Annotated in this window: 20 protein-coding genes and 2 pseudogenes; 6 read left to right on the top strand and 16 right to left on the bottom strand. The window is 47.8% G+C overall.

The window, feature by feature from the left end; genetic code table 11:
- Positions 1-77: 77 nt before the first annotated feature.
- Positions 78-458 carry an SOS response-associated peptidase family protein gene (locus EXW96_RS22220; RefSeq protein WP_174351427.1) on the top strand — a complete coding sequence of 127 codons (381 nt, stop codon included), beginning with the start codon at positions 78-80 and terminating at the stop codon, positions 456-458.
- Positions 459-517: 59 nt separating this feature from the next.
- Here EXW96_RS22220 and EXW96_RS22215 read toward each other — a convergent pair whose 3' ends face one another.
- From EXW96_RS22215 to EXW96_RS22195, 5 genes are all read right to left on the bottom strand, one after another.
- Positions 518-1,651: an NADH-dependent flavin oxidoreductase gene (locus EXW96_RS22215; RefSeq protein WP_174351426.1), complete on the bottom strand. Its 1,134-nt coding sequence runs from the start codon at positions 1,649-1,651 to the stop codon at positions 518-520.
- A 92-nt stretch (positions 1,652-1,743) separates the two neighbouring features.
- Positions 1,744-2,394 carry a DsbA family oxidoreductase gene (locus EXW96_RS22210; protein ID WP_174351425.1) on the bottom strand — a complete coding sequence of 217 codons (651 nt, stop codon included), beginning with the start codon at positions 2,392-2,394 and terminating at the stop codon, positions 1,744-1,746.
- 227 nt (positions 2,395-2,621) lie between these two features.
- Positions 2,622-3,035, bottom strand: coding sequence for a DoxX family protein (locus EXW96_RS22205; protein ID WP_054817382.1), 414 nt, complete (start codon positions 3,033-3,035; stop codon positions 2,622-2,624).
- Positions 3,036-3,068: 33 nt separating this feature from the next.
- Positions 3,069-3,836, bottom strand: coding sequence for a DODA-type extradiol aromatic ring-opening family dioxygenase (locus tag EXW96_RS22200; protein ID WP_174351424.1), 768 nt, complete (start codon positions 3,834-3,836; stop codon positions 3,069-3,071).
- 138 nt (positions 3,837-3,974) lie between these two features.
- Complete coding sequence (locus EXW96_RS22195; RefSeq protein ID WP_074727378.1) at positions 3,975-4,901, bottom strand: MBL fold metallo-hydrolase; 927 nt, start codon at positions 4,899-4,901, stop codon at positions 3,975-3,977.
- Positions 4,902-5,051: 150 nt separating this feature from the next.
- Between EXW96_RS22195 and EXW96_RS22190 the strand changes: the two genes are divergently transcribed.
- Positions 5,052-6,665 (top strand): catalase, encoded by a 1,614-nt coding sequence (locus EXW96_RS22190; RefSeq protein WP_254611518.1) that lies wholly within the window; start codon positions 5,052-5,054, stop codon positions 6,663-6,665.
- A gap of 374 nt (positions 6,666-7,039) precedes the next feature.
- Here EXW96_RS22190 and EXW96_RS22185 read toward each other — a convergent pair whose 3' ends face one another.
- Together EXW96_RS22185 and cdaS are read right to left on the bottom strand one after the other, a co-directional pair.
- Positions 7,040-8,365, bottom strand: a complete 1,326-nt coding sequence (locus EXW96_RS22185) for an IS91 family transposase (RefSeq protein ID WP_254611157.1) — start codon at positions 8,363-8,365, stop codon at positions 7,040-7,042.
- A gap of 219 nt (positions 8,366-8,584) precedes the next feature.
- Positions 8,585-9,199 carry a sporulation-specific diadenylate cyclase CdaS gene (gene cdaS / locus EXW96_RS22180; RefSeq protein ID WP_074727380.1) on the bottom strand — a complete coding sequence of 205 codons (615 nt, stop codon included), beginning with the start codon at positions 9,197-9,199 and terminating at the stop codon, positions 8,585-8,587.
- Between the two features lie 176 nt (positions 9,200-9,375).
- On the opposite strand from cdaS, the gene EXW96_RS22175 reads away from it, so the two are divergent.
- Positions 9,376-9,927, top strand: a complete 552-nt coding sequence (locus EXW96_RS22175; protein ID WP_174351422.1) for a DJ-1/PfpI family protein — start codon at positions 9,376-9,378, stop codon at positions 9,925-9,927.
- A 150-nt stretch (positions 9,928-10,077) separates the two neighbouring features.
- On the opposite strand, the gene EXW96_RS22170 is transcribed toward EXW96_RS22175, so the two are convergent.
- A complete protein-coding gene (locus EXW96_RS22170; protein WP_054817380.1) occupies positions 10,078-10,338 on the bottom strand; it encodes a metal-sensitive transcriptional regulator in 261 nt (86 codons plus the stop codon).
- 207 nt (positions 10,339-10,545) lie between these two features.
- Between EXW96_RS22170 and EXW96_RS22165 the strand changes: the two are divergent.
- The 3 genes and pseudogenes from EXW96_RS22165 (at position 10,546) to EXW96_RS22155 (ending at position 13,940) form a co-directional block, all read left to right on the top strand.
- Positions 10,546-12,059, top strand: a pseudogene (locus EXW96_RS22165) (spore germination protein).
- Positions 12,060-12,087: 28 nt separating this feature from the next.
- The gene (locus EXW96_RS22160) at positions 12,088-13,248 is read left to right on the top strand and encodes a Ger(x)C family spore germination protein (RefSeq protein ID WP_174351421.1); all 1,161 of its coding nucleotides are present in this window, start codon (positions 12,088-12,090) and stop codon (positions 13,246-13,248) included.
- Complete coding sequence (locus tag EXW96_RS22155; RefSeq protein WP_309225186.1) at positions 13,245-13,940, top strand: GerAB/ArcD/ProY family transporter; 696 nt, start codon at positions 13,245-13,247, stop codon at positions 13,938-13,940. Before EXW96_RS22160 ends, EXW96_RS22155 begins: the two co-directional genes overlap by 4 nt.
- On the opposite strand, the gene EXW96_RS22150 is transcribed toward EXW96_RS22155, so the two are convergent.
- The 8 genes and pseudogenes from EXW96_RS22150 to EXW96_RS22115 form a co-directional block, all read right to left on the bottom strand.
- Entirely contained in the window at positions 13,915-14,226 is a 312-nt protein-coding gene (locus EXW96_RS22150) for a YnfA family protein (protein ID WP_373864985.1), read from the bottom strand. The two genes, EXW96_RS22155 and EXW96_RS22150, sit on opposite strands and share 26 nt — an antisense overlap.
- Before the next feature lie 169 nt (positions 14,227-14,395).
- Positions 14,396-16,080: pseudogene (locus EXW96_RS22145) on the bottom strand (glycerol-3-phosphate dehydrogenase/oxidase).
- A gap of 35 nt (positions 16,081-16,115) precedes the next feature.
- The gene (locus EXW96_RS22140) at positions 16,116-18,602 is read right to left on the bottom strand and encodes a glycoside hydrolase family 31 protein (protein ID WP_054817377.1); all 2,487 of its coding nucleotides are present in this window, start codon (positions 18,600-18,602) and stop codon (positions 16,116-16,118) included.
- A gap of 220 nt (positions 18,603-18,822) precedes the next feature.
- Positions 18,823-20,319 carry a glycerol kinase GlpK gene (gene glpK / locus EXW96_RS22135; RefSeq protein ID WP_137670759.1) on the bottom strand — a complete coding sequence of 499 codons (1,497 nt, stop codon included), beginning with the start codon at positions 20,317-20,319 and terminating at the stop codon, positions 18,823-18,825.
- A 118-nt stretch (positions 20,320-20,437) separates the two neighbouring features.
- Positions 20,438-21,262 (bottom strand): carbohydrate ABC transporter permease, encoded by an 825-nt coding sequence (locus EXW96_RS22130; protein ID WP_174351419.1) that lies wholly within the window; start codon positions 21,260-21,262, stop codon positions 20,438-20,440.
- A 1-nt stretch (position 21,263) separates the two neighbouring features.
- Positions 21,264-22,163 carry a carbohydrate ABC transporter permease gene (locus EXW96_RS22125; protein ID WP_062410639.1) on the bottom strand — a complete coding sequence of 300 codons (900 nt, stop codon included), beginning with the start codon at positions 22,161-22,163 and terminating at the stop codon, positions 21,264-21,266.
- Between the two features lie 69 nt (positions 22,164-22,232).
- Positions 22,233-23,531: an ABC transporter substrate-binding protein gene (locus tag EXW96_RS22120; protein ID WP_174351418.1), complete on the bottom strand. Its 1,299-nt coding sequence runs from the start codon at positions 23,529-23,531 to the stop codon at positions 22,233-22,235.
- A gap of 61 nt (positions 23,532-23,592) precedes the next feature.
- Positions 23,593-24,459, bottom strand: a complete 867-nt coding sequence (locus EXW96_RS22115; protein ID WP_062410637.1) for an AraC family transcriptional regulator — start codon at positions 24,457-24,459, stop codon at positions 23,593-23,595.
- Positions 24,460-24,533 lie beyond the last annotated feature (74 nt).

Raw genomic sequence — 24,533 nt, 5'->3', positions numbered from 1 at the left:
ATCTAAACTCCATTTCAAAAAGAACAGGGGGCTGTAGTATAATAGACAGAAAACCACTGTGGTATGACGGAGGCTTTATGTGCGGCAGATATACGCTTACCGTTACGTTAGATGAATTGATGGTCCATTTTTACTCCAGCTTATCCGGTTCGGTCCGGCATCAACCCCGGTTCAACATCAGTCCTTCCCAGACGGTTTTAGCCATCATCAACGACGGGGTCCATAACCGGATAGGACAGTTGAAGTGGGGGCTCATTCCCTCTTGGTCCAAAGACGATAAAACGGCGCTCGCCAATGCCCGCGCCGAAACCTTGAAGGACAAGCCGGCATTTAAAGTTCCGTTTGCAAGAAAAAGATGCCTGATTCCTGCAGAGGAAATGAAGGCCTATCCTGTTCCTTCATTGGTAGGAAATGCCAAGAACGATGTTCCCGAATGCATACAGCAGCTTGCTCCTTAAGAGAACCTCATATGAGGTAAAAAAATAGACCCGCAAGCCGGCAGCTTGCGGGTCTCTTCTTATTTAGAGGAAGATTCAACGACAGGGAACCATCCCGGTGTGTTCATAATCGCTTGCCAAAGCGGGTCGGGAATGACCAAACGCTGCTGATCGTCCTTTGTCATGGTCGTCGCGATTTCGCTTTCGCGGCCCTGCTCCACTTTTTCTACCCAATCCGGTTCTACGATTAATTCACGTCCGAGTGCGACCAGAGGAACGACGCTCAAAGCCTTCGCCGCGTCAGCCGCGGTATGGATCGAGCCTACCCCAATCACAGGCACCCGATCTCCTGCGCGTTCTTTGATGATTTCGATACGGGATCTTGTATCCTCTACTCCACGTCTTGGCTTTGACCAGAAATCCATCAGAGAAACGTGGAGATAGTCAAGCTCCTGATCCGCCAGAGCATCCACTAATACCAAGGTTTCCGCCATCGTAATACCAGGCGTCTCCTCTTCTTCCGGTGAAAAACGGTAGCCTACAATGAACGGCTCCTTGGCATGCAAAGCCACGGCTTTCTTGACTTCCTTCACAACGGCCAGAGGGAAGCTCAAGCGCTGCTCAACGCTGCCGCCCCAGCGGTCGGTCCGGCGGTTCGTATGCGGTGAGAAAAATTGCTGAATCAAATAACCGTTCGCTCCATGGATCTCTACGCCGTCAAATCCGGCTTCAATCGCTCTCCTCGTGGTTTCTCCAAAGGCCTTGACAATCGACTCCACTTCCGAATCCGTAAGCGGTCTGGGGGCTTTGGCGCCTTCCTGGTTCATGGCTACGTCGCTTGCGCTGACGATATCGCCGTTAGGCACTAATTCCGGCGGACATGCCCGACCGCCGTGGAAGATTTGCAGTACGGCTTTGGCGCCTTGCTCTTTGATTGCAGTGGCCAGGCGGCGTAAGCTGGGGATCATCTCGTCGGTGTCCGCACCGAATTCTCCCGGAAACCCTTTGCCGTTGGCCGTTACATACGTACATGCCGTAATGACCATACCGACTCCCGAGGATCTGCGGATGTAATACTTTATTTCATCGTCCGTGACCGTACCGTCAGGATTGGAGGAGAAATTGGTCATCGGAGCAAGAACCACGCGATTTTTCAATTGAATTCCGCTTCTGAGAGTAAAGGATTCGAATAACGGCTTAAACTGTTCTTTCATCTATAGGGCCTCCTTTTTCGTCTTAAGACAAAATGCATTGCTATTCTTTGCTGCCGGTTTGAATGCTATTCCGGCCTGCCATCGGGCGCGGATTAACAGCCATCGATTCCGCAGGCCATGCCTTCGGCAAAATCCAGCAGCTTCGGCTTCTTCGCAAGCTCTTCTTCAATAACCTTTTCGAGCGATGCTTTGGAACGGACCCCTTGAAGGATCGTTTCTCCAATCACCATCGTAGGAACGGCTGTAATTTGCGCCTCTTGAACCGCATGCTCCAAGGCCTTCCGGTGAATTTCCCGATATTTGCGGGTTTCTAAAGCCTGGCGGAATTCCTGCTCATTCAGCCCCAGCTCACCGGCCAATGAGGTCAGCACATCGATTTTACCGATATCCCGCTCCTCCTGGAAAAAGGCCTTGAACATCCGATGCGTGTAGGCATTGCCCTTCCCATGCTCCTTGGCATATTGATACCCTTCAAACGCCAAATGGGTATACGGCTGCGGCGAAACCTTGGGTAATACCATTTGCAAACCGTATTGGGCCGCCATGGGATACACAGACTGGTTCCAAACGCTGGGCAAATATTCGTCTTCCGGCCGAAGCGTAGGGTTTGGATAGGGACGGAGCTCAAAAGGCATCCATTCGATCTCTACATCCTTGCCTTTGACGGCCTCTTCCAACGGAACCTCCGCTATATAACAAAACGGACATACGTAATCGGAATAGACTTTGATTTTAAGAGTCATAGGATTCCCCCTCCTTCACATCCGCATTAGAGCACTAGAGCACCAAAAAGCCATATCCTCCCCATATTCATATTAAAAATAGGTTACTAATTTTTTATTAGTTCATGGTAAATCATATACCTTATTGAAGCCAATGTCAAACAGATGGACGGGAGACCGCGATCTCACTAAAAAAGAAAAGGCCCCGCCCCATGGGCAAGAACCTCCATCTGTATGATTTACGATCTTTAAGCAGCATTCTTTGGATTTGAGCCGAACAGGCTTCCCAACGAGTATAAACGGCTTCCGTTCAATGCGAGATAAATCGCCATGGCCAGAAAAGCCAAATCCAATTCATAGCCGGGCATTTGGCCATTCCCGGCAAAGCCTGCCGCCAATTTCACCAATAGGATGGCCCCTACCATAATCAGAGCAAACAATACCGATACGATACGGGTCCCGATTCCAACAATAAGCGCTATACCGCCAACCAGTTCAATGACGGCCACGGCATAAGCGGCAAATCCGGGCAGGCCGATACTTTGGAACCATCCGGCGATGTTATCGATACCGCTCTGAAACTTGATCCATCCGTGAACCAGAAAAGAAATCCCCAGCACCAATCTCAAAATAAGCGAACCCGCTTCATGTTTTGTACTCATTGATTCATACTCCCCCAAGAAATAGACGTTTCATCAAAATTGATAGCTTAAATAACTTAAGGTTCCATGGTCATAGCTTCGATGAATGACCTTCGGTGTGTTTTGCGGATTTCCACTGCCCATCGCAATAAAAAACGGAACGAAATGCTCCGGTCTGGGCACAGCCTGACGGGCATACGGAGCAAGCTTTTCATAGTTGAAAAGCGACTCCAGGTCTCTTTTTTCAACCTTATCTATCAGCCAGTCATCAAACGCAATAGCCCAGGGCTCAGGAGCCGATTGCCCCCAATGAATCATCCTTAAATTATGAACGGTTACCCCGCTGCCGATCACCAGAATGTCTTCTTCTCCCAGCTCCCGGAGGCATTCGCCAATCCGGAATTGTTTGTCCGGCGACAGATAGGGATGAACGGAAATTTGCACCACCGGAATATCGGCTTTTGGATACATGCGATATAATAAAGTCCATGAACCGTGATCCAGCCCTCTTGACGTATCCTTTTTCACCGGGATTCCCTGTTGTTGGAACCGCTCTTCGACCTTTGAGGCGATGGTTGCAGAACCTTTGGCCGGGTATTTAATCTGATACAGCGCATCGGGAAATCCGCCGAAATCGTAAATGGTGTCGTATGTGCCGTCCAGGGACGAAATGGTGAGAACCTCGCTTTCCCAATGCGCGGTAAAAATCACGATCGCCTTGGGCTGCACCTGCCGGGACAAGGTATTCAGAAAGCCGCTGTAGACCGTATCTTCTATGGCGAGCATCGGCGACCCGTGCGCTAAAAATAAAGCCGGAACCATAACTCAACCTCCCTCCTTACGTATAATTTATATAGTTACTTTATGTAAGCTAATATATATTAATAATAAATTTGTGTCAAGTAATTAATTTTTAAAGCGTAACCCCGCCTCCAAAGAAGCGGGGTTATCTGCATGATGCTAAGTGATCCAATATGACTCGCCCAATGCCATCACTTTTAACCTATCCTTATTTAACCGCAGCCGGTCCCATTCTTTAAACAGCCGTTCCAAAGCTTCCGGTCCTGTATCGTCCGCAAGCCGGTACGCCCCGTAATGCATCGGAATACACGTCTTGCCCTTCAGTTCCAGGAAGGCTTTGACCGCATCCTCCGGATTGATATGGGAAATAGACATAAACCACTCCGGTTCGTAGGCTCCGATAGGCATTAAGACAATATCCAGCTCATAACGGTCGGCTATATCCTTAAACCCTCTGAAGTAGCCGGTATCCCCTACGAAGTAAACCGATTGGTTCGTCTTCGGATGCTCTACAATCCATCCTCCCCAATGAGACGTATTGATGTCGGACAGCGTTCTTCTTGTCCAATGCTGTGCAGGTACAAAAGAGAGGCTTACCCCGTTATGCGTAAACCGGTCCCACCAATTCGCTTCAATGACGTTACGGTACCCTCTGCGGGTAAAGGCCCGTTTCAATCCTATCGGAACATAAAATGCAGGCGATCCTTTGAGCTTCCTGATCGAGCCAAAATCCAGATGGTCGTAGTGGCCGTGGGATATTAAAACGATGTCGATTTCCGGAAGCTGTCCGATCGGAATGCCCGGCTCTGTCAATCTGCTGCCAAAGCCCATCCGCTTGGCCCATACCGGATCCGTTAAAATATTCAGTCCCTGCATTTGAATCAAAAAGGTGGAGTGCCCTATCCAGGTAATAGAAAATGAAGTCCGGTTTTCTTGTATTCTCTTTATGTCCTTATGTTCCGCCTGAGGAATGAGTGTGGATAAATCTTTTATTTTGGCTTTTCTCTCTTTGTACCATCGGACCATATCAGAAAATGTATGTGTATTTTGTACGCCGTCATAATTTTGATATCTGGTTTTTTTCATATTTCCCCTGTCTCCGTCTGTAAAGGATGTGTGACTATTCTCATTATATCGGTTCGGAACGAAAAACTTAAATGCATAAAAACAGCTTCAAAGGCAAAACATGGTTCTGTACAACGATCACAATGGAGGTTGGATTTGATGGATGGAAATATGACCAGCGGAACAAATATAGAGGGCACGGGCGGGCCTGCCGATCAAAGGTTGGGTACGAATGAGAATGAAATGACTTTAACAAACCGCCAAGGACATCCCATAGCCGATAATCAAAACGTACGAACCGTAGGCAGCCGTGGTCCCGTAACTCTGGAGAACTACCACCTGCTTGAAAAAATATCCCATTTTGACCGCGAAAAGGTTCCAGAAAGAGTCGTTCATGCGCGCGGAGCAGGCGCCCATGGCTATTTTGAAGCCTACGGCAAGGTAGGAGATGAGCCGATCGCCAAATACACCCGCGCGAAGCTTTTTCAGGACGCCGGGAAGCGGACGCCCGTATTCGTCAGGTTCTCCACGGTCATACATGGAAGGCATTCGCCCGAAACGCTCCGCGACCCGCGCGGTTTTGCCGTAAAGTTCTATACGGAGGATGGAAACTGGGATTTGGTCGGCAATAACCTGAAAATATTTTTCATCCGCGATCCGTTGAAGTTTCCGGATATGATACATGCCTTCCGTCCTGACCCCGTCAGCGAAATTTCAAATCCGGAAAGGATGTTTGACTTTGTCTCGAATTCGCCGGAGGCGACCCATATGATTACTTTCGTCTTCTCTCCGTGGGGGATACCTGCGAATTACAGAGAGATGCAGGGCTCCGGCGTCAACACCTACAAATGGGTCAATGCGGAAGGGCAAGCGGTTTTAATTAAATATCACTGGGAACCCAAGCTTGGCATCCGCAATCTGACCCAAAAGGAAGCCGAGGCCATCCAAGCGAAAAATTACAGTCATGCTACGCAAGACCTTTATGAAGCGATCGAGCGCGGCGATTATCCGGAATGGGAGCTGTACGTTCAAATGATGAGCGATGACGAGCATCCCGAGCTCGATTATGATCCTCTGGATCCGACCAAACTATGGGACCGTGAACAATTTCCTTTTCTGCCGGTCGGTAAAATGGTGCTCAATAAAAATCCGGAAAATTATTTTGCCGAAGTGGAACAGGCGGCTTTCGGCACGGGCGTATTGGTCGACGGACTTGATTTCTCCGATGACAAGCTGCTTCAAGGACGCACCTTCTCCTATTCCGACACGCAGCGCTATCGGGTGGGCACCAATTATTTGCAGCTTCCTATCAATGCGCCCAAAAAGCGGGTAGCCACCAATCAGCGCGACGGTCAAATGACGTATTTCGTCGATCGGGCACCCGGACAGTCTCCCCACGTCAATTATGAGCCTTCCTCCCTGGGCGGCTTGCAGGAGGTAACCAGACGGGGCAAAGAACATCAGCCTGCCTATAACGCGAAGCTGGTCCGGCAAAGAATCGAACGGGCCAACGACTTTAAACAAGCGGGAGAAACGTATCGCAAATTCGAGCCATGGGAACGCGATGAATTAATCAGCAACCTGGTCGACGCCTTGAAGGTGTGCAATCCTCAGATCCAACAAAAGATGATCGAGCATTTCACCCTTGCCGATCCCGAGTATGGCAGCCGGGTTGCGGAAGGGCTTGCGAGAGCAAAAGCCGACCCGTCTCATATGGGCTCCGACACCGCCAGAACGTCCATGGAACTGGCGGAAGAATTGGGACAACGTACGGATGGATATTGACTGTCATAAGAAAAACCTGGCCGCTGGCCAGGTCCTCTAAAATCCTTGTGCAAACCCATACATTTGAGCGTGGGGAGGGATGGGTATGGGGTTCCAACCGCTCTTGAAATCGTGTTTTATTGAATTGATTAGGCGGAAATAACACGATTTCAAAGGCGGCCCGTAAACTTTCCACCCCATACCCATTCCCTCATCTGATCGACTTCGAACTCTCTTCCACTTCTCTTTTCCTTAACCGATCTTCGATGCGGTATTCATATCCATGAACACCCTTATAGTATTCCGGATACATTTCTCCACCACAGGATTCACAAGCGAATTGTGGCGGAACTTCCGGATCCCCATCGTCCATCATGTCAAAATCTCTGACCACACTAAGCGGTATTTCTTCGCTCTGCGAGCACGTCATACATAGATATTTGACGACCTCTTTGGACTGCAGGTGCTTGCTTAGGCTTAACTGCGTTGGTTTCTTCTTCTTCGCTGGTTTTCGTTTCTTCGATACCGGTGAGATCGTTAATCATCCTTTCTAACACCGCCTTGCTTTTTGCACAAACGGCATGCTTTACGACAAGCTGCCCCTCTTCAAGGCAGACTTCTCCCTTGTACTCATAATAACATTGGCATTTTGGACAAACCATAGGGTCTTTCCCTGTCTGCGCTTTGATCCGTTCTTGCCAGTTCCGCCGACGAATCAGCTTTTGTACCTTCACAATCGTCTTCTTAACCTTCTCCTGCCATGTCTGTACTTTTTCTTTACATTCTTTCTTGATCCGCCGCGCGTATAGTCCATAATGGCGGATCATCTTAAAATGCTCATCTGGAATATGACGAATTAACCGCGAAATAAACTCCTCCACGGTTACTTTCTCTTCTTTTTCCATATCATCCGTCTTGTCATGGTAGCGAAATACGACATACTCTCCATCGTATTCCTTAATTCGCTCGATCGCTATGGCCGGACGACGGATATAACGTCCAATGTACCCCAGTTGCGTTTTTACGTCCCCTTTCTGTTTTGGGCCATGTACATAGAAGCCTTCCTCATTTTCGGAGTAGGCTTTTTGCAGCAACGGCTGTACCTGTTTCTTCTGCTCTTCCGTTAAGTGACGGCGAATGAGCTTCAGCACCACCGTCTGCCATTGTTTTCGCAGTTTCTTAAACGGAATGTAGTCGTAGGTCTTCCACTCCCCGTTCGCTGTCATACCTCCCATTGTCACAAGCATATGCACGTGCGGGTTAAAATTCAGTTTCGATCCGAAGGTATGTAAGCCTGCAATAATCCCAGGCGTTACTTTATGTTTCTTCTCAAAGTGTTCTTGAACCAGTCGGGCTGCTTCGTCCATGAACTCTTTCAGCATTTCCCGGTATTTCAGAAAAATGTCGCGTAATCCTTCATCGATGGTAAGGATGACATGCCTATGGTTCACTTGAAACACGTCTTCCGCCATCACACGGCTCCACTCTTCTGTTTCTCCGCATGAGCACGTCGTACAGAACCGTCCCTTACAGCGGTAAGGAATTTTTCTCGTGTCATGACACCCTTCACAAACCAGCAACTTAAAGCCGTTCCTGGGATTCCCGCAACCAAGAAATTTCTCGATCTCTTTAACGACAACCAGCCGGATTCGTGTTTTATTCTTTTCATAAAACTGGGGCCAATGCTCCAGAAAGATCCGTTTCAGTACGTTCGTCTCCATGTCCTTAGCATACCGAAAATTTCTTAGAAAGGGTACCCCCTTACGCTTTAGTTCTGTAAAGGACTTAAAGATTCTGATATGTGGACAAAGGACACCGAAAGGTGTTCTTTTTTACATTTGGATTGCGATGTAAACAAACAGGCGACCGCCTCCAGTGAAGCACCGAAGAAGCGATCGCCTGAATCTTTTATGATAAAAAATAATACCTATGCGAATTTCTTAATCCAATGATTCCGTGGCAAAAGCATACATATTTCCTTCAATGCTGAAAGACGCCTTCCCGGTCTCTTCAGAAACGACGATGACAAACGCGTCACTTCGTTCCGTCAGCCCCAGTGCGGCCCGATGCCTGGTGCCAAGCTTCCGGTCTGTCACCAGATTCGTTAATGGGAGCACATTTGCCGCGGAGGCAATTTTATTCCCCTGCACCAGAACGGCTCCGTCATGCAAAGGCCCTCCCGGCACAAAGACGGATTCCAATAAAGAGCAGGTTAAGTTTGCATCAATGGAAACACCCGGTGTAATCAGCCGTTCAAGCGCATCCTCCCGTTGGATTACAATAAGGGCACCATGCCGCCGTTGAGAGAGATTCCGGACGGAATACGATATTTCGGAGTACTTGTCGGTATAAGAAGATATATAACATTTCAAATAAAAGGATGCGGCAAGCGATTCAATCCTGTTGATTTCTCCGCCTATTTGTCCGAACTCGTTTAAAATGCAGGTCTCTTCTTCGTCCAATCCATTTAACGTTTGCTGCATTTTGCCTATAAGGGTTTGAATTTTTTCTTTGAGCTCCAATTTCAGAGAAGAAAAATCACAGTCTTTTTCCATTATTGTCACTTATCCTTTGTTTTCTGCGGAGTTGTTATAAACCTATAATCCCCAGGTTCACCGCTGCTATACACAAAAAACGCGCATAGGTTTTTACATTTACAAGCATGATAAAAGGTATTGAAGCAGGTACATTTGCTTCTATTTCTGGGTGTATAACGAATGGAGGTTATGTTTTGAGCAAAAAAGTGCTGATTGTTTCCGGAGATGCGGTAGAAGCTCTCGAAATATTTTATCCGTATTACCGCTGCCTCGAAGAAGGATTTGATGTCACGATCGCTTCCCCTTCTGTCAAAAAGCTGCATACCGTAAGCCACGATTTTATTGACGATATGGAAACGTTCGTGGAAAAACCCGCTTACGGCATTCAATCCGATACGGCTTTTGCAGATGTGAATCCCGAGCAATATGACGGCTTGATCATTCCGGGAGGACGCGCTCCGGAATATATCCGTATGAATGAAGCGCTGCCGAAGATTGTCCGCCACTTTTTTGAGCAGGATAAGCCTGTGGGAGCGATCTGCCATGCGGCGCAGATTCTTACGGTCATTCCGGATGTAATGAAAGGCCGGGAATACACTGCGTTTACAAATTGCAAGCCTGATGTGACGGTGTGCGGGGCGACTTATATTGATGAAGGATTACATACGCACCGAAATCTGGTTTCGGGCCGCGCTTGGCCCGACCTGCCCGGCTTCATGCGGGAGTTTATTAAGCTGCTGAGATAAAAAACGAAACCGGGCCATCCTTCGAGTAAAGCTTGCTTTGCAGACAGGGTGGCCTGCCGTAATGGATTCGTATGATGGGGGATTCAAACAAAGGTTTTTCCGTTTGCCCGGCAGAATTTTGGTTTGGACTGCGGCGTAAGACGTAAGACGTTACCTGCTCTTGATCAGCAGTTCCACGGCCTCTTGAACCAGCTTGCCGGTGTCTCTGCCGGATTCCTTTTCTTCAAGAATGCATTGTTCCAGATTGACTGCAACGATATAAGCCATCGCTTTATCCACCGCACTGCGCACCGCCGACAATTGACTGACGACATCCTTGCAATTTTTCTCTTCTTCTATCATCTTCAACACACCGCGAACCTGTCCTTCCACCCGGCGCAGGCGTCTTTTAATGTCATCATCGTAATTCATGACCGTCATCCTCCCATACCCATATAGGTTCATTATACCCGAATTGGCGGAACTCGTCTCCCGATAAATACTTGGACTCTCAACATACCTGTACCCTGGAGGAGCATATGAAGCAGAAGCTTGATTATAAGGCTGAGCATACATAATTAAATTCCAAGTTCATCATCCTATAGATAATCATTGATTTTTTACCTTAGGGGTGGCGAAATGTTTTTCAAAAAATGGCTTCAAAACAATAAGCATAAGCAGCAACCGGCACCCCCCCAAAGTATGGACGACTTATTAACCCAGCTTAAACGATCAAGCGATTTCAGACAATTTTCTCTGACGAACGAAAAAGGATATTTGATTATCTCTTATTACCGAACTCTTGTTGATCATCAAAAACTGCAGGAACGTGTGTTGAAAGTGTTCCGGGAGCTGGCTTTGCAGCAAAGCGATATTCACCGGATTGACGATATCACGAATATCATTCCTATTGAAGATATTGTGATTACAGAGGATACAGAGATGATCGAGTCCAAGCTTCTTCAGGGATACGGGATGCTGCAGCTCAAAGCATCTGACCGCAGATGCGCCATGATCCAATTATTTCATGAAAATACCGGGCTTCGTGATCAGAACGAAGCTGAAAATGAATTCAGTGTCGTAGGGCCCAAGATCGGCTTTGTCGAAAATATTGAGATTAATATTCATTTATTAAGACAGCACATCAATTCATCCCAACTCATCATCAAAGAAATGAATATCGGATCGATGTCCCATACGAAAGTGATCATCATTTATATTGAAGGCGTGACGAATGAACACCATGTGCAAACGATGACCGAACGACTGCAAAATATTGATTATGATGTTGTTTTTGATTCCTCCCAGCTTCATCAAATTATATCCGACAATAGCTTGACGCCCTTTCCGCTGGCTTTGACCACGGAACGTGTCGACAGAGCGGTCTGGTCACTCATTACCGGACAGGTGGCTGTGCTCAGCAACGGATCGCCATATGCCATCACGGCCCCTGCCACACTGCTGGATTTTTTTATCTCACCTGAAGATTACTATTTACCTTGGTTACTTGCTTCTTTTTTTCGCGTAATACGTGTTTTCGGGGCTTTGTTCTCCATCTTTGCCAGCTCCATCTATATCGCCGTTCTAACCTACCATTATGAAATGATTCCAAGGGTTTTGCTGGGTCCCCTTAACTTTTCGCGTCATAACGTTCCTTTTCCGCCTGTGTTAGAGGTCTTTTTTTGGAAATTACGATTGAGCTTTTACGTGAAGCCGGAGCCCGGTTACCTGCAAAAGTAGGACAAACACTCGGTATCGTAGGCGGTATCGTTATAGGGCAGGCCGCCGTCGAGGCTGCCCTGACAAGCAATGTACTGCTGATTATCGTGGCTTTATCCGCCTTGGCTTCCTTTACTACGCCTATTTTTAAAATGTCGAACACCATACGCTTTCTGCGTTTTCCCTTAATTATATTTGCTTCGATATGGGGCGGATTAGGGATCGCGATAGGAATCAGTTTTTTGCTCGTCCATCTCTCACGGTTGGAATCATTAGGCTCACCCTATACTGTTCCTTTATATCCCTTCCGGCCAACCGATTTCAAAGACAGCATCATCCGCTCTTCTTTAATGGTGATTGCCAAAAGACCGGCCCATTTACGAACGCGGTCCATTTGGAGATATCATCCAAGCCGCGAACAACAAAAAAAATGAGTTTGATGAATAACCGGAGTGGTTCCCTATGATAAAAATAAACCCGTATTTTCTCTTGATGATGAGCTGCATGATTTTTCTAACCGGGTGCACCAGTCAAAGGATCGTCGATAAAATTCAGGTTATACAAGGGATCGGATACGATGTAGTTGATGACAAAATTAAAGGGACCGTGATCTATCCTATTTTCGAGGAAAAGGGCAAGAGCCGGCTCAAGATATATGAGACCGAATCGAATTCGTATCATGATATCCTACCCAGGCTAAATTCAAAATCTGCGTTTCCGATCGAAATAGGCCAATTACGCATGATTTTGTTTGGAAGCAAGTTTGCGAAGCGAGGAATCGATAAAGTGCTATATAGCTACAGCCGGGATCCCGTAGCAGGCAGCCGGATACAAATCGGCGTTGCAGAACACCTTGCCGATGACTTTTTATTAAGGAGTAAAGAAGAGAATGTTCCTTTCCATCTAAGCAATAAAATAGTCCACAATATACAAAAAGGAAATTTGCCCGCAACCAACCTTCACGTCTTTTTGGCCAGATTATATGCGGAAGGAATGGATCCTTATTTACCCTATTTCATCATGGAGAAGAATCAAATCAAAATCGACGGGCTGGCTCTATTCAGGAAAGGAAGATTTATCCGGCCTATCAGTTTAAGGCAGTCCTTTATCTTAAAAACGTTATTGGATGGTGCCAAAAACGCGAGCTATCAAATCGACATTAAGAATAAAGGGGTGATGCAGTTGAAAAATTTGAGTGCAAAAGTTCATTTTACGATTGTGCAGACCGATCCCATACCGAAAATAGCCATTGATTTAACCATGGACACCGAAATCAAGGATGTTCCCCCGGGAACGCTTCTAACCGGAACCAAAAATCTTCGGGATCTGGAAAAGCTCATAGGCAAACATTTTAACGATGACATCCGGAATTTAATTTCACTGTTCCAAAAGCATAGGACGGATCCGCTCGGGCTTGGAGATTTAGTCCGGGCAAAATCGCGAAATTGGGATTATAAAAGATTTCAGGATGAGATTTATCCTCAACTGAAAACGGAAGTGAATACGAAGGTGAATATTATTCAAACGGGTGCGGGGGAATGTTTAATCTCTGTATCATGCTGTACTATCTTTTTGCTATTCTGCTGCTCATCTATTACATCGTTTCAAGCGGATTCCGCGTGATTACCGGGATATGTTTTTGGGGTGCCGTACTGCCTTTCCTTTTTCTGTTTCCACTCATATTTTCTCCTTTGGAATTTGCGCATTTTAACAACCTGCTCCCTTTATTCCATCACTCGGCGAAAGAAATATTCGAATCTTCCAAGTCCATGCTGTTTCAGTTTCAGGGCTTTGAAACCTTATTTATGTTCTACCCCTTTATAAAAAATGCCGAAAAATCGCAAAAATGGGCCCATTACGGAACTTTATTCAGCATATTGCTGTACCTTTTGGTGACCATTGTTACCTTTGTTTACTTTAGTGAGGGACAGCTGAAGCATACCTTATGGCCGACATTAACCCTGCTCAAGATTGCGCAAGTGCCCATCATCGAAAGATTTGAATATATTGTAGTCTCCTTATGGCTTCTGGTCGTATTGCCCACCATTACCCTCCATTTATGGTCGGCCTGCCGCGGTGTGAGAAAAATGGTGCAGTGCAAGCAGCGTATCCTGCTGTTGATTTTTTTAATGGGTTTCGGCTTGTTAACCAATATAATAGAGGACCGCAATCTCATTAGACGATTTACCGCTGTGTACAGCGAAATCGGGTTTTATTTTATCTATGTATATATCCCGCTGCTCTTTGTTGCCGTCCACATTAGACAAAAATGGATGAAGCCGGGGACGGTCACTGACGAGGCGCCCAAAGCATAATAGAGACACCCGCGATGCAAACGATGGCTCCGATCCAGTCGTAGAGGTCAGGGGTCTTCTTGTCTATCCACCATCCCCAGACAACGGCAAGCACGACAAACACCCCGCCATAAGCGGCATAAACCCGGCCGAAGCTCGGAAAGCTCTGCAGCGTGGGAATGATGCCATACGCAATAAGCACGATGCTCCCCACGATACCATACCAAAGCGGCTTGGACTCCCTCAGCCACAGCCATACCAGATAGCCTCCGCCAATTTCGGCCAATCCGGCAAGAACGAACAGCATGATCGCGCTAATCAACAGATAACACTCCTATCCTAAGGAACTCTTTAGAGAAGCAGCCTGAGCGGGTTGATCTTTGATCTAATTATACTAACAATATAACGGACAAGATGGAGGGAATACAAATACATGAAAAAATCCCGCTCCACTTCATCGTGGAACGGGATTGGTTTCATGCCTGCCGCAAGCCTGCCTCTTCATCTACCGGAACGACAGCATCATGCAAATGCTTCTCCAGCTCTTCCGTATATTGCTTTTGCAGCTCCTCGCTCCAGCCCAGCTTTTCAGCCATATAGGCTATAACCGAAGCTTTATGCCGCTTTACCCAGGCGATATCAAACAATAATGCGCTGGTACGTCTGATAAAGAAGTCTACAGGCTTGACCGCCATTTCCTCTTCAATCGCGTACTCCAGCATCGTGAACACGTCCAACGGCAGCCGATATGCCGCAGCTTGTTTAGCATGCTGTGCAGCCAGTGTATACAACCGGTCGATATTCGAGCCGTATCTGCGGACCAGCCACTCCGATTGCTCCAGCGTAAAGCCGACAACCAATCCCTCTCTGGCCTTCCTTTGGCAATACGCCGCAAAACGGTCCGACCCTCCGACTTGCCCCCCGAAATCGGCATGTTTTTGGTACTGCTGGAGGGGAAAGATGCGCCGTGCTCTTGTTTGAACAAATCAACGACCAGATCGACAACCATCTCCGCCATTTTCCGGTATCCCGTTAATTTACCGCCCGCGATGGTAATTAAACCGGATGGGGATTGCCACACTTCGTCTTTCCGGGATATTTCCGATGCGCTTTTCCCTTCCTCATAGATCAAGGGGCGAAGGCCGGTCCAGCTGGATTCAATATCCTTGACCGTGATATTCACGGAAGGAAACATATAATTGATCGCGTCTATGACATATTGGCGATCTGCCGAAGTCATCCGCGGGTGCTCCATATCCCCTTGATATACCGTATCCGTCGTTCCAACGTAGGTTTTGCCGTCACGGGGGATCGCAAAGATCATTCGGCCGTCCGGGGTGTCGAAATATATGGCCTGCCGGAGCGGGAAGCGGCGCTGGTCTATGACCAGGTGGATCCCTTTGGTTAACTGGAGACGCTTCTTATCTTTGGATCTATCCTTCTCCCGGAGGGTATCCACCCATGGTCCGGCGGCATTGACGATCTTTTTGGCGTAGATCTCGATGATGCCGCCCCCGATGCGATCCTTCACTTGAACACCGGATACTTTGCCCTCGGTATAGAGGAAGCCTACGACCTCCGCATAATTGACTGCCGAGGCCCCCCGGTGAACCGCTTCTTTCAGCACCTCTATCGTCAGTCTTGCATCATCCGTCCGATACTCCACGTAAACCCCGCTGCCTTTTAGCCCCTCCCGCTTCACCAAGGGCTCTCTTTGCGCGGTTTCTTCGGCGTTTAACATGGTGCGGCGCTCGCTTCTTTTTACGCCGGCCAGGTAATCATATACTCTTAACCCGAGTGAAGTGCTGAATTTACCGAAGGTGCCCCCTTGATGCAGCGGCAGCATCATCCATTCCGGGGTTGTCACATGAGGCCCGTTCTCATATACGACAGCCCGCTCTTTACCGACTTCCGCCACCATCTTGACTTCCAGCTGTTTGAGGTAGCGCAGTCCCCCGTGAACAAGCTTCGTCGACCGGCTCGAGGTGCCGGCGGCATAATCCTGCATTTCGACAAGCACGGTCTTCATCCCGCGGGCGACCGCATCCAAAGCAATGCCAGACCCCGTAATGCCTCCGCCGATAACCAGCAGGTCAAAGGTCTGATGAGCTAATTTTTGAAACAGCGCTTCTCTTTGCACGCCAGAAAACGAATTTTCCATGGCCGTTATCTCCTCTATTGAATCGATCCGTATGGTTAAATCGAAATCAGATCTTTCACATCAAAATTAATGATCAAATCGTAATCGTCTTTCACATACTCATGCTTAATTCTTGCCGTTTTTTGTTCCATGTCATAATACCAGCCCGCCGCACTCGCTTCCCATTCCGCCGGTTCCAAAAACATGGGGAGTTTGGTATCCGCGAGCTTCACTTGAACCGGAGCGACTTCTTTACAGATGACGTCGACGACGACCGTTTTGAGCGGCGTCTCATAACGCCCTTCTTTCACAAAGGAGATTTTCGTTTCTTTGCCGTTCCGGATGCTGATGGTTGTTTTCAGATAATCGCCTTTTTGATAGTTGTTCGTCTTTCCGTCATCCTCATAATACACAAAGCTGGATTCCTCGGACGGTTCGATCAGCAGCCGAAGCTCTTCGATCACGTCCTTATGAATATTCCGAAGTCCGGGCGCCATCGGGATAATCGCTCCGCTGCGGATGAACATCGGAATCGAGCCCAAAGTAACCTTCTGTTCAATCGTCTGTCCTCCGCGGTACCATTCTTTGGTGTACCAGTCAAACCAATCCGTTCCTTCCGGCAAGTAAACGCTTCTGGTTTCCGCCCCCTTTTCCAGCACATTGGCCACCAGGAGGAAGCTGCCGAGCATGAAGTCGAAGCTTTCCTCCAGCACCTTCGCATCCTGCTGAAATTCATAGACCAAAGGACGCATCACCGGAGATCCCACTGTAGAAGCTTCAAACAACAGCGAATAGAAGTAAGGCACCAGTTGATATCTAAGCTGAATCGCATCCCGGATATACTGGGTGTAGCCCGGATACATCCAAGGCTCCGTTACGGTATTATCCGTGTTACAGGAGTGGATGGAGAACCGCGGCTGGAATATTCCGTTCTGCACCCATCTGACGAACAATTCCGGCTCCGGGGCGGGTCCGTAAAAGCCGCCGATATCGCAGCCTTGGTTCGCGACACCGGAAAGGCCCATTCCAAGAATGACCGGGATATTGAACTTCAGGCTTTTCCAGCTCGTATGGTTATCTCCAGCCCAGGTTTGGGCATAACGCTGTATCCCCGCAAAGCCGGCTCTATTCACGATATAAGGCCTTACGTCGGGATCGACCTCGGCTATGGCCTGCTTGGCCATCAATGCCATCAGGTTTGGCATAATCGGCCGTAATGCGCCGATTTCTTTACCGGAGCCCTCAAAATGACATTGCGCATCCAAATTATTAATTTCGTATTCGTTATTATCGTTCCAGATCGAAGTGATTCCCAAGGAAATATAGGCGTCCTTCAGATGCTTCTTCCAAAGCTCCCTGCCTTTCGGATTCGTAAAGTCAACGAATGAGGCCGCTCCTCCCCAGTATCGGTCGATCTCGGGCCGCTCCCCCTGCTCGTCTTTGATATAGGCCCCGGCTTCGGCAAATTCGGCATACAGAGGATGGGTTTTCAGCATGCCCGGCTTGATGTTAGGCGCTAGGGAAGCGCCTTTGCGCTCCATTTGCTCCACAAAGCCCTTCGGATCTTGGAACCTGTCGCGGTTCCAGTTGAATACATACCGCTTCCCGTCTTGTCCGGTTGTATATCCGGAAGACAAGAAGAAACCGTCGCAGGGAATGCCCTCCTGCTCGCATTTTTCCAAAAATTTCAGAATGGCCTTATCCGAATCCTTTTCCAGCTCCGTATAATACATCGTGGAGCCCATATAACCGAGAGAATATTTGGCAGGCAGCATCGTCTTTCCCGTCAAGTCGGTATAATTCCGGATGACATCCTTGATTTGAGGACCCAGGATGAAGAAGACATCCAGTTCTCCCCCGTCCGCACAGAAATAGGAGTACTTGTTCCAATAGCCGCTGCGTTCACATCCCATATCAAACACTGAATCATGGGAGTTGTGATAGAACAGGCCTGAAGCGATTTTGCTTTTCCCGTTTAATTTAATGTAAAACGGAATATGCTTGTATAAAGGGTCCGTCAGTTCTGAATCGTAGCCGAGCGTATCCACATTGTGCATCCGCATTCTGCGTTTCGTTTTGTTTAGATATCCCGATTTTTCCCCAAAGCCATAGAAATAATCGTCATCATCCATGCACGAATAATGATAAAGTCTGCCCAGGCTGTCCTTGACATAGGATTTTTCTTTCAAATCGGAATGCAGTACCTGACCGTTCGGATCAGTGATCTCAATGGCGAATGGTTCTTTATACACACGAACCTTTAAATTGGACGTCGACAAAAGCAAATGCGTGCCTAAGTCTTCATAAGGGATAGGAAGGGCCGCTACCCGGGTTCTTTCTTCCAGCAGGTCATCCATTTTATCTTCCCACGCGGTCATGGCCAGCGCATACGAAGCTTCCTCCGCAAACTGCTCGTCAAACGTACAGCGGATTCTCACGATCTCATCGTTTATAAGCATGATTCTGTACTTGGCCGCATTGGTCTCCAGCTCCAACACATTGGCGCCGGAGGCGATATTTACAATTTTATGGCTTATTTTCATGACAACATCTGCCTTTCTTCCTGATGATAATAAACATAAACCCGATCATAGCTCCCCATTTGAAAACAATATTCATCAATCATAAGCAAGCCCTTGAATGAATTCAGTAAGTTAAAATCCCTTTGCAGCAGGATTCTTACTTCTATGATATCATTTATAATTTACATTGCTTTACCATTATTGCTGTATATTTTACCGATCTTGTCTGATTTCAGACGGCTTATGACAATTTAAAAGCTCTGGCCGCATGAACCGCTTTCTTCCATCCGCCGTACAGCTTCTCTCTTTCAGCTTCCTCCATCGTCGAGCGGAACGTACGGTCCACACTCCATTGCGCGTTAATCTCTGACTGGTCTTTCCAGTACCCGATTGCAAGGCCCGCTAAATAAGCAGCGCCTAAGGCTGTCGTCTCGCTGACGACCGGACGGTCTACCGGCACACCCAGCATGTCGCTTTGAAACTGCATCAGAAAATTATTTTTGACCGCCCCGCCGTCGACGCGCAATGCTTTTAACGAAAGGCCCGAGTCGCCCTCCATGGCTGTTAGCACATCCTTGGTTTGATACGCGAGGGATTCCAAAGTGGCGCGAATGAAATGTTCCTTGGTTGTTCCCCGGGTCAGCCCAAAGACGGCCCCTCGTACGTCGCTATCCCAGTAGGGCGTGCCTAATCCGACAAAAGCCGGTACCACGTACACCCCATCGGTCGACCCAGCAGCCACGGCGAACTCTTCGCTCTCCTTTGCGTCAGCGATCATACGAAGTCCGTCCCTTAGCCACTGAATGGCCGACCCCGCTACGAAGATACTGCCTTCCAAAGCGTATTGAACTTTTCCGCCAATCCCCCAAGCGATTGTTGTCAGCAGGCCATGCCTGGAGGTCACCGCTTTTTCACCGGTATTCATCAGCATAAAACAGCCCGTACCGTAGGTGTTTTTCGCCATTCCCTCTTCAAAGCAGGCCTGCCCGAAAAGCGCCGCCTGCTGATCCCCTGCAGCCCCGGCAATCGGGATGGACTGTCCCTTAAACAGATCATCTGCAGTATAGCCGTAGATGCAAGAGGACGGTCTGACTTCTGGCAGCATGGCGCGAGGAATCCGAAGCAGGCTGAGCAGTTCGTCATCCCAGGCTAATTTATGGATATTGTAAAGCATCGTTCGGGAAGCGTTTGAATAATCCGTGACATGCACGCTTCCCCCCGTGAGCTTCCAAATCAGCCAGGAATCCACCGTGCCAAACAGAAGCTCTCCTTTTTCCGCTCTTTGTCTTGCGTCTTGCGTCCGATTCAAGATCCATGCCAGCTTCGTGCCCGAGAAATACGGATCGATCAGCAGCCCCGTTTTGCTCCGGACCATTTCTTCCAGTCCCTCAGCATGCAGCTGCTCGCAAATATCCGCCGTTTGCCGGGACTGCCAAACAATGGCTCGATAAACCGGCTTGCCCGTATGCTTGTCCCATACCACCGTTGTTTCGCGTTGATTCGTGATGCCGATGGCTGAAATCTGACTCGGCCGGATTCCGGATTGGGCTAAACATGTCGCTATCACCGATCGGACCGATTCCCAGATTTCCTCCGCATCCTGCTCCACCCACCCCGGTTGGGGATAAAACTGTGTAATTTCCTGCTGGGCTGAATGAATGATTTCACTTTTGCCGTTGAATAATATCGCTCTTGAACTCGTAGTACCTTGATCCAAAGATAGAATATATGTTTCCATAAGGATTCCCCCATTGGTCTGACCTATAACAAACGATATGGACAAAAAATTCCCTCAAGTAACAGCATCCGCTTGCGTCACTGTTACTTATAGGGAATCGGATGGTTTCTAACAAGCTTTACCCTTTCATACCCGAAGTGACCATTCCTTTGACGAAGTAGCGCTGGAACATGATGAACACCACTAATACAGGAATCATTGTGATCACGGACATGGCCAGCAGGCTGCCCCAATCCACGTTGAACTCACCAATAAAGTTGGAAAGAGCCAATTGAATCGTATACAGGGACGGATCGCTGATTCCGATCAACGGCCACAAGAAGTCATCCCAACGCCACATGAAGGAGAAAATAGCCAGTACAGCCAATATAGGCTTGGCAATAGGAAGAATAATGCTCCAATAAATTTTCCACTCACTGGCTCCGTCCATCCGCGCCGCTTCGAGCAGCTCGTCAGGTACCGTCAGCAAATACTGCCGCATCAGAAATACGCCTGTCGGAGTAGCTGCGGGAGGGATAATAATACTAAGCAGATTGTTGTAAAGCCCCAAATAGCTGATCACCTTGAAAATCGGAATCATGATGACCTCCAGCGGGATCATCAGCGTCGAAATAAATCCGACTAACAGCACGGTGTCCCCTTTAAACCGGTACTTTGCCAGAGCGAAGCCGGCCATCGAGTTAATCAACAACAGCAGCAGCGTGGAGCTGACCGTAACGATCGCACTGTTTAAGAAATAGACACCGAAATTGCCTTTCTCAAAAGCGTTGATAAAATGCTCAAAAGTTACCGGCTCGGGCAAAAACTTTGGCGGAAAGCTGTACAAATCGGTCGTTGTTTTTAAAGACGAGAGCAAGATCCAGATGACCGGGAATATCCACAGCAGGCTGAGTACGAGCAGCAGCACATACACGATGCATTTGGCCGAAGACTTGATTTCCATGTTATACGGCGCCCCCCTTCGCAAGGCGGAATTGCAGAACCGTAAACAGCGAAATAATGACAAACAGGACAACGGACATCGCACTTGCCACTCCCAATTCTTGTTTCATAAAGCCGACTTCATAAATATACTGCACGATAAAGGTCGTCTCTCTTCCCGGACCGCCGCCTGTCAAAGCAAACATCAGCGGATAGGACTTAAATGCATCGATCAGGGAAATCATAATCACCAGCAGGCTTGTCGGCTTGAGCAGCGGGAGTGTAATGCTCCAAAAGGAACGCAGCTTGGAGGCTCCATCCAGATGTGCCGCCTCATAGTAATCGCCGGGAATCGCTTGTAAGCCGGCCACGAAGATGACCATGAAGAAACCGAGACGCGACCACACGGTAGCCACAATAACTGACAAATTAGCGTAAAACGGAGAGGACAAAAACGGAATTGTATCCGCCCCGAACAGAGTCAAAATGTAGTTGAGAACACCCAGATCACCAAAAATCCATTTCCACGTTAATCCGACAATAATAAACGAGATCATGGTCGGCCAATAGAACACAGCGCGGAATAACCCCTTGAATCGAATCTCCTGAACCAGCAGCACGGCTACGGCCAGAGACAAGCAATAAATCAACGGCACCACAATGACGGCGTACAATGCCGTTTTACCGAGCGCCGACCAGAACTCCTCGTTCGTAAATACGTTCACATAATTCTCAAATCCTATAAATTCCATCGGATTTAAGCCATCATACTCATTAAACGAATAAATAAAACCCATGATGGTTGGGATAATGATAAACACACTGAAAATCAAAAAATTCGGAAGCACGAACAAATAGGGCGCTAATGGAAATCCTTTTTTCCGTCGTTTACCCGGCTTCGAAATTGCCGCATCTGCAGCCATCACCCTTCCCCCTTCTCATCAGAAAATAAAGGACTGCCGCCAACTTTCAGCGGCAGCCATATGATTCACTTATTTCTTGTCTTCGGCAATGGCTTTATCAATGGCTTTTGCCGTTTTATCCATTGCATCTTTCGCTGTCGTTTTACCGGCAATGACTTCCACCAGACTGTTCTTCAAATCGTTGCTGAATTTAGGCACAATCGTTTGTTTGGACCAATCTTCCGCTGCTGCCGCACTGGTGTTGTTCAATTCATCGGAGAAGATTTCAAACATTTCCTTGCCAAATTCGTAGTCAAGCTTTGCGCTGTCCTTACGCGGACTCATGAACAAGGACTCTTGGTTAAACTTCGAATTCACTTCTTTTGTAGACAAGTATTGGATGAAATCAGCGGCTTCCTTTTCAACTTTCGAACCATTGAAGGCCATTACGAATTTACCGCCCGGCACGGAAGAACGCTGTTTCGCTTTAGGCATGTACGTTACGCCCCACTCAAAATTGGTAATATCTTTGTAGTTGCTGATCATCCAGTTGCCGGCCAAATGTGCTGCAACCGTACCGGAACGGAACAGGTTATTCGGATTTTCGCCGCCGAACCAAACGGATGTCGGCATCGTACCGTCGGTATGAAGCTTCTTGAAATATTCAGCCGCTTGGACACCTGCTTCATCGTTGATCGTCGCCTTTGTTCCGTCGGGGCTGATCATGCTGCCGCCAAATTGGTACAGAAGCGTAGACCAGCGGTGAGGCGTGAAATCCCATACCATGCCGTATTTGGCTCCGCCTTTTTCCATAACCTGCTTCAGCGCCGCTTGAAATTCATCCCAAGTCCAGATATTATCCGGAGAAGTCGGTACTTTTACTCCAGCTTTATCAAACAAGGTTTTGTTATAGAACAAACCGTTAGCCGTCACATCCATCGGAGCGGCTATAACCTTATTGTTTACTACATAGTAAGGCTTGATGGAATCAATGAACTGCTCTGTAAATTTGTCAACGCCGCCCACATAAGTGGCGAGATCCAAAGCCTGATTAGAGAATGCCCCGATTTCCGTTGTGCTGATCCGGGCCAGTGCCGGTGGTTGGCCGCCGGTAATCATCGTCTTCAGCTTGGTCGACAAATCCTTGTAAGCAATTTCAATCAAGTTAATTTTAACATTCGGATTTTTAGTCTCATAATCTTTAATAATGTTTCTCATGACTTCGCCTTCTTTACCATCGGAAAACCAGACGAAATCCAGCGTTACATTTTTCCCGCCTGCCGCTCCTCCCGCGGAACCGGCATCATCTTTTTTGGCGCAAGCCATCGACGTTAAAGCCAGAAGAACAAAAACCATCAAAATCGATATGATTTTAAAATGTTTCTTCATGTGTGACCTCTCCCTATCTTTTTTAAACTTATCATTTAAACAGCATGGAATGTAGTGAAACCTACGTCGTCGTTGAGCTCAGCTTCCGGAAATTTTGAGGCGACACACCCGCATATTGTTTGAACGCTCGGCTAAAATGGACGGAGGTATTAAAGCCCAGTTTCTCCGATATTTCTCCGATCGGTTCATCGGTGGTCCGCAATAATTTCTTGGCCTCTTCGATCCGTTTGCTCATCAGGTAATTATTGATGGTGTACCCTGTGACTTCCTTGAAGCAGTGACACATGTAGTATTTGTTCAAGTGAAGCGCTGCGGAAAGATCATCAAGATTGATGTTTTCCGTGAAATTTTGATTAATATATTGCAAAATCCGCCGCACGTTGGCCTGACTATGCGATGGCTGCTGTGACGGCAGCATTTCAATCAGGTGCTTGGACTTGCGGTAAATTTTGATCAATAATTGAATTAACAACGTCCTCAAAACGATCTCGTAACCGAAAGCTTCCCTTTCATTTTCCTGGTAAATCGAGCGATAAACGTTTTCAATTTCCGCCCGCTCCTCCACATTCCACCGGATCAATAAACCGCTTGGAGCATCGAATAACGACATCAGCTTCCTGAACATCGGCTCCGGCACTTGCCCTTGCAGGAACGATTCGGTAAAGTTCACATAGCTGCGCAGATAGGGAACATCCTTTTGAGGATTGACCCGGTGTATCGTGCTCCCGTTAAAAAGCAGCATATCTCCAGGTAAAAGCTCATATATATCTTCCCCTACCACGTAATTTGCATTCCCGCGAATAAAGTAGTAGATCTCAAACCCTTCGTGAGTATGCACAGGCCAGTTATACTGCCAATCGTCTGCATCCGCGCGAACATAAATCCCGTTTCGTTTGAGCGCAAGATTGGTGGGAGTATGAATCATCAACCCAATCATTCCCCCTTTCTCGATAGCAAGATTGTGCAAGACCGTAATTTCTTTCGACAAATTTCGAACGCTTA

The organism is Paenibacillus sp. JMULE4 (assembly GCF_013337105.1).
GTDB lineage: Bacteria > Bacillota > Bacilli > Paenibacillales > NBRC-103111 > Paenibacillus_G > Paenibacillus_G naphthalenovorans.
This window is presented reverse-complemented; position numbering and strand designations above follow the sequence as displayed.

Bases quoted from the DNA above. Each gene is read 5' to 3' on its own strand.
- EXW96_RS22140 (WP_054817377.1), bottom strand. From the start codon at position 18,602: ATGAAAATAAGCCATAAAATTGTAAATATCGCCTCCGGCGCCAATGTG.
- EXW96_RS22120 (WP_174351418.1), bottom strand. From the start codon at position 23,531: ATGAAGAAACATTTTAAAATCATATCGATTTTGATGGTTTTTGTTCTT.
- EXW96_RS22170 (WP_054817380.1), bottom strand. From the start codon at position 10,338: ATGAATTACGATGATGACATTAAAAGACGCCTGCGCCGGGTGGAAGGA.
- glpK (WP_137670759.1), bottom strand. From the start codon at position 20,319: ATGGAAACATATATTCTATCTTTGGATCAAGGTACTACGAGTTCAAGA.
- EXW96_RS22185 (WP_254611157.1), bottom strand. From the start codon at position 8,365: ATGGAGACGAACGTACTGAAACGGATCTTTCTGGAGCATTGGCCCCAG.
- EXW96_RS22195 (WP_074727378.1), bottom strand. From the start codon at position 4,901: ATGAAAAAAACCAGATATCAAAATTATGACGGCGTACAAAATACACAT.
- EXW96_RS22205 (WP_054817382.1), bottom strand. From the start codon at position 3,035: ATGAGTACAAAACATGAAGCGGGTTCGCTTATTTTGAGATTGGTGCTG.
- EXW96_RS22215 (WP_174351426.1), bottom strand. From the start codon at position 1,651: ATGAAAGAACAGTTTAAGCCGTTATTCGAATCCTTTACTCTCAGAAGC.
- EXW96_RS22125 (WP_062410639.1), bottom strand. From the start codon at position 22,163: ATGGCTGCAGATGCGGCAATTTCGAAGCCGGGTAAACGACGGAAAAAA.
- EXW96_RS22210 (WP_174351425.1), bottom strand. From the start codon at position 2,394: ATGACTCTTAAAATCAAAGTCTATTCCGATTACGTATGTCCGTTTTGT.
- cdaS (WP_074727380.1), bottom strand. From the start codon at position 9,199: ATGGAAAAAGACTGTGATTTTTCTTCTCTGAAATTGGAGCTCAAAGAA.
- EXW96_RS22160 (WP_174351421.1), top strand. From the start codon at position 12,088: ATGATAAAAATAAACCCGTATTTTCTCTTGATGATGAGCTGCATGATT.
- EXW96_RS22130 (WP_174351419.1), bottom strand. From the start codon at position 21,262: ATGGAAATCAAGTCTTCGGCCAAATGCATCGTGTATGTGCTGCTGCTC.
- EXW96_RS22200 (WP_174351424.1), bottom strand. From the start codon at position 3,836: ATGGTTCCGGCTTTATTTTTAGCGCACGGGTCGCCGATGCTCGCCATA.
- EXW96_RS22150 (WP_373864985.1), bottom strand. From the start codon at position 14,226: ATGCTGTTCGTTCTTGCCGGATTGGCCGAAATTGGCGGAGGCTATCTG.
- EXW96_RS22220 (WP_174351427.1), top strand. From the start codon at position 78: ATGTGCGGCAGATATACGCTTACCGTTACGTTAGATGAATTGATGGTC.
- EXW96_RS22190 (WP_254611518.1), top strand. From the start codon at position 5,052: ATGACCAGCGGAACAAATATAGAGGGCACGGGCGGGCCTGCCGATCAA.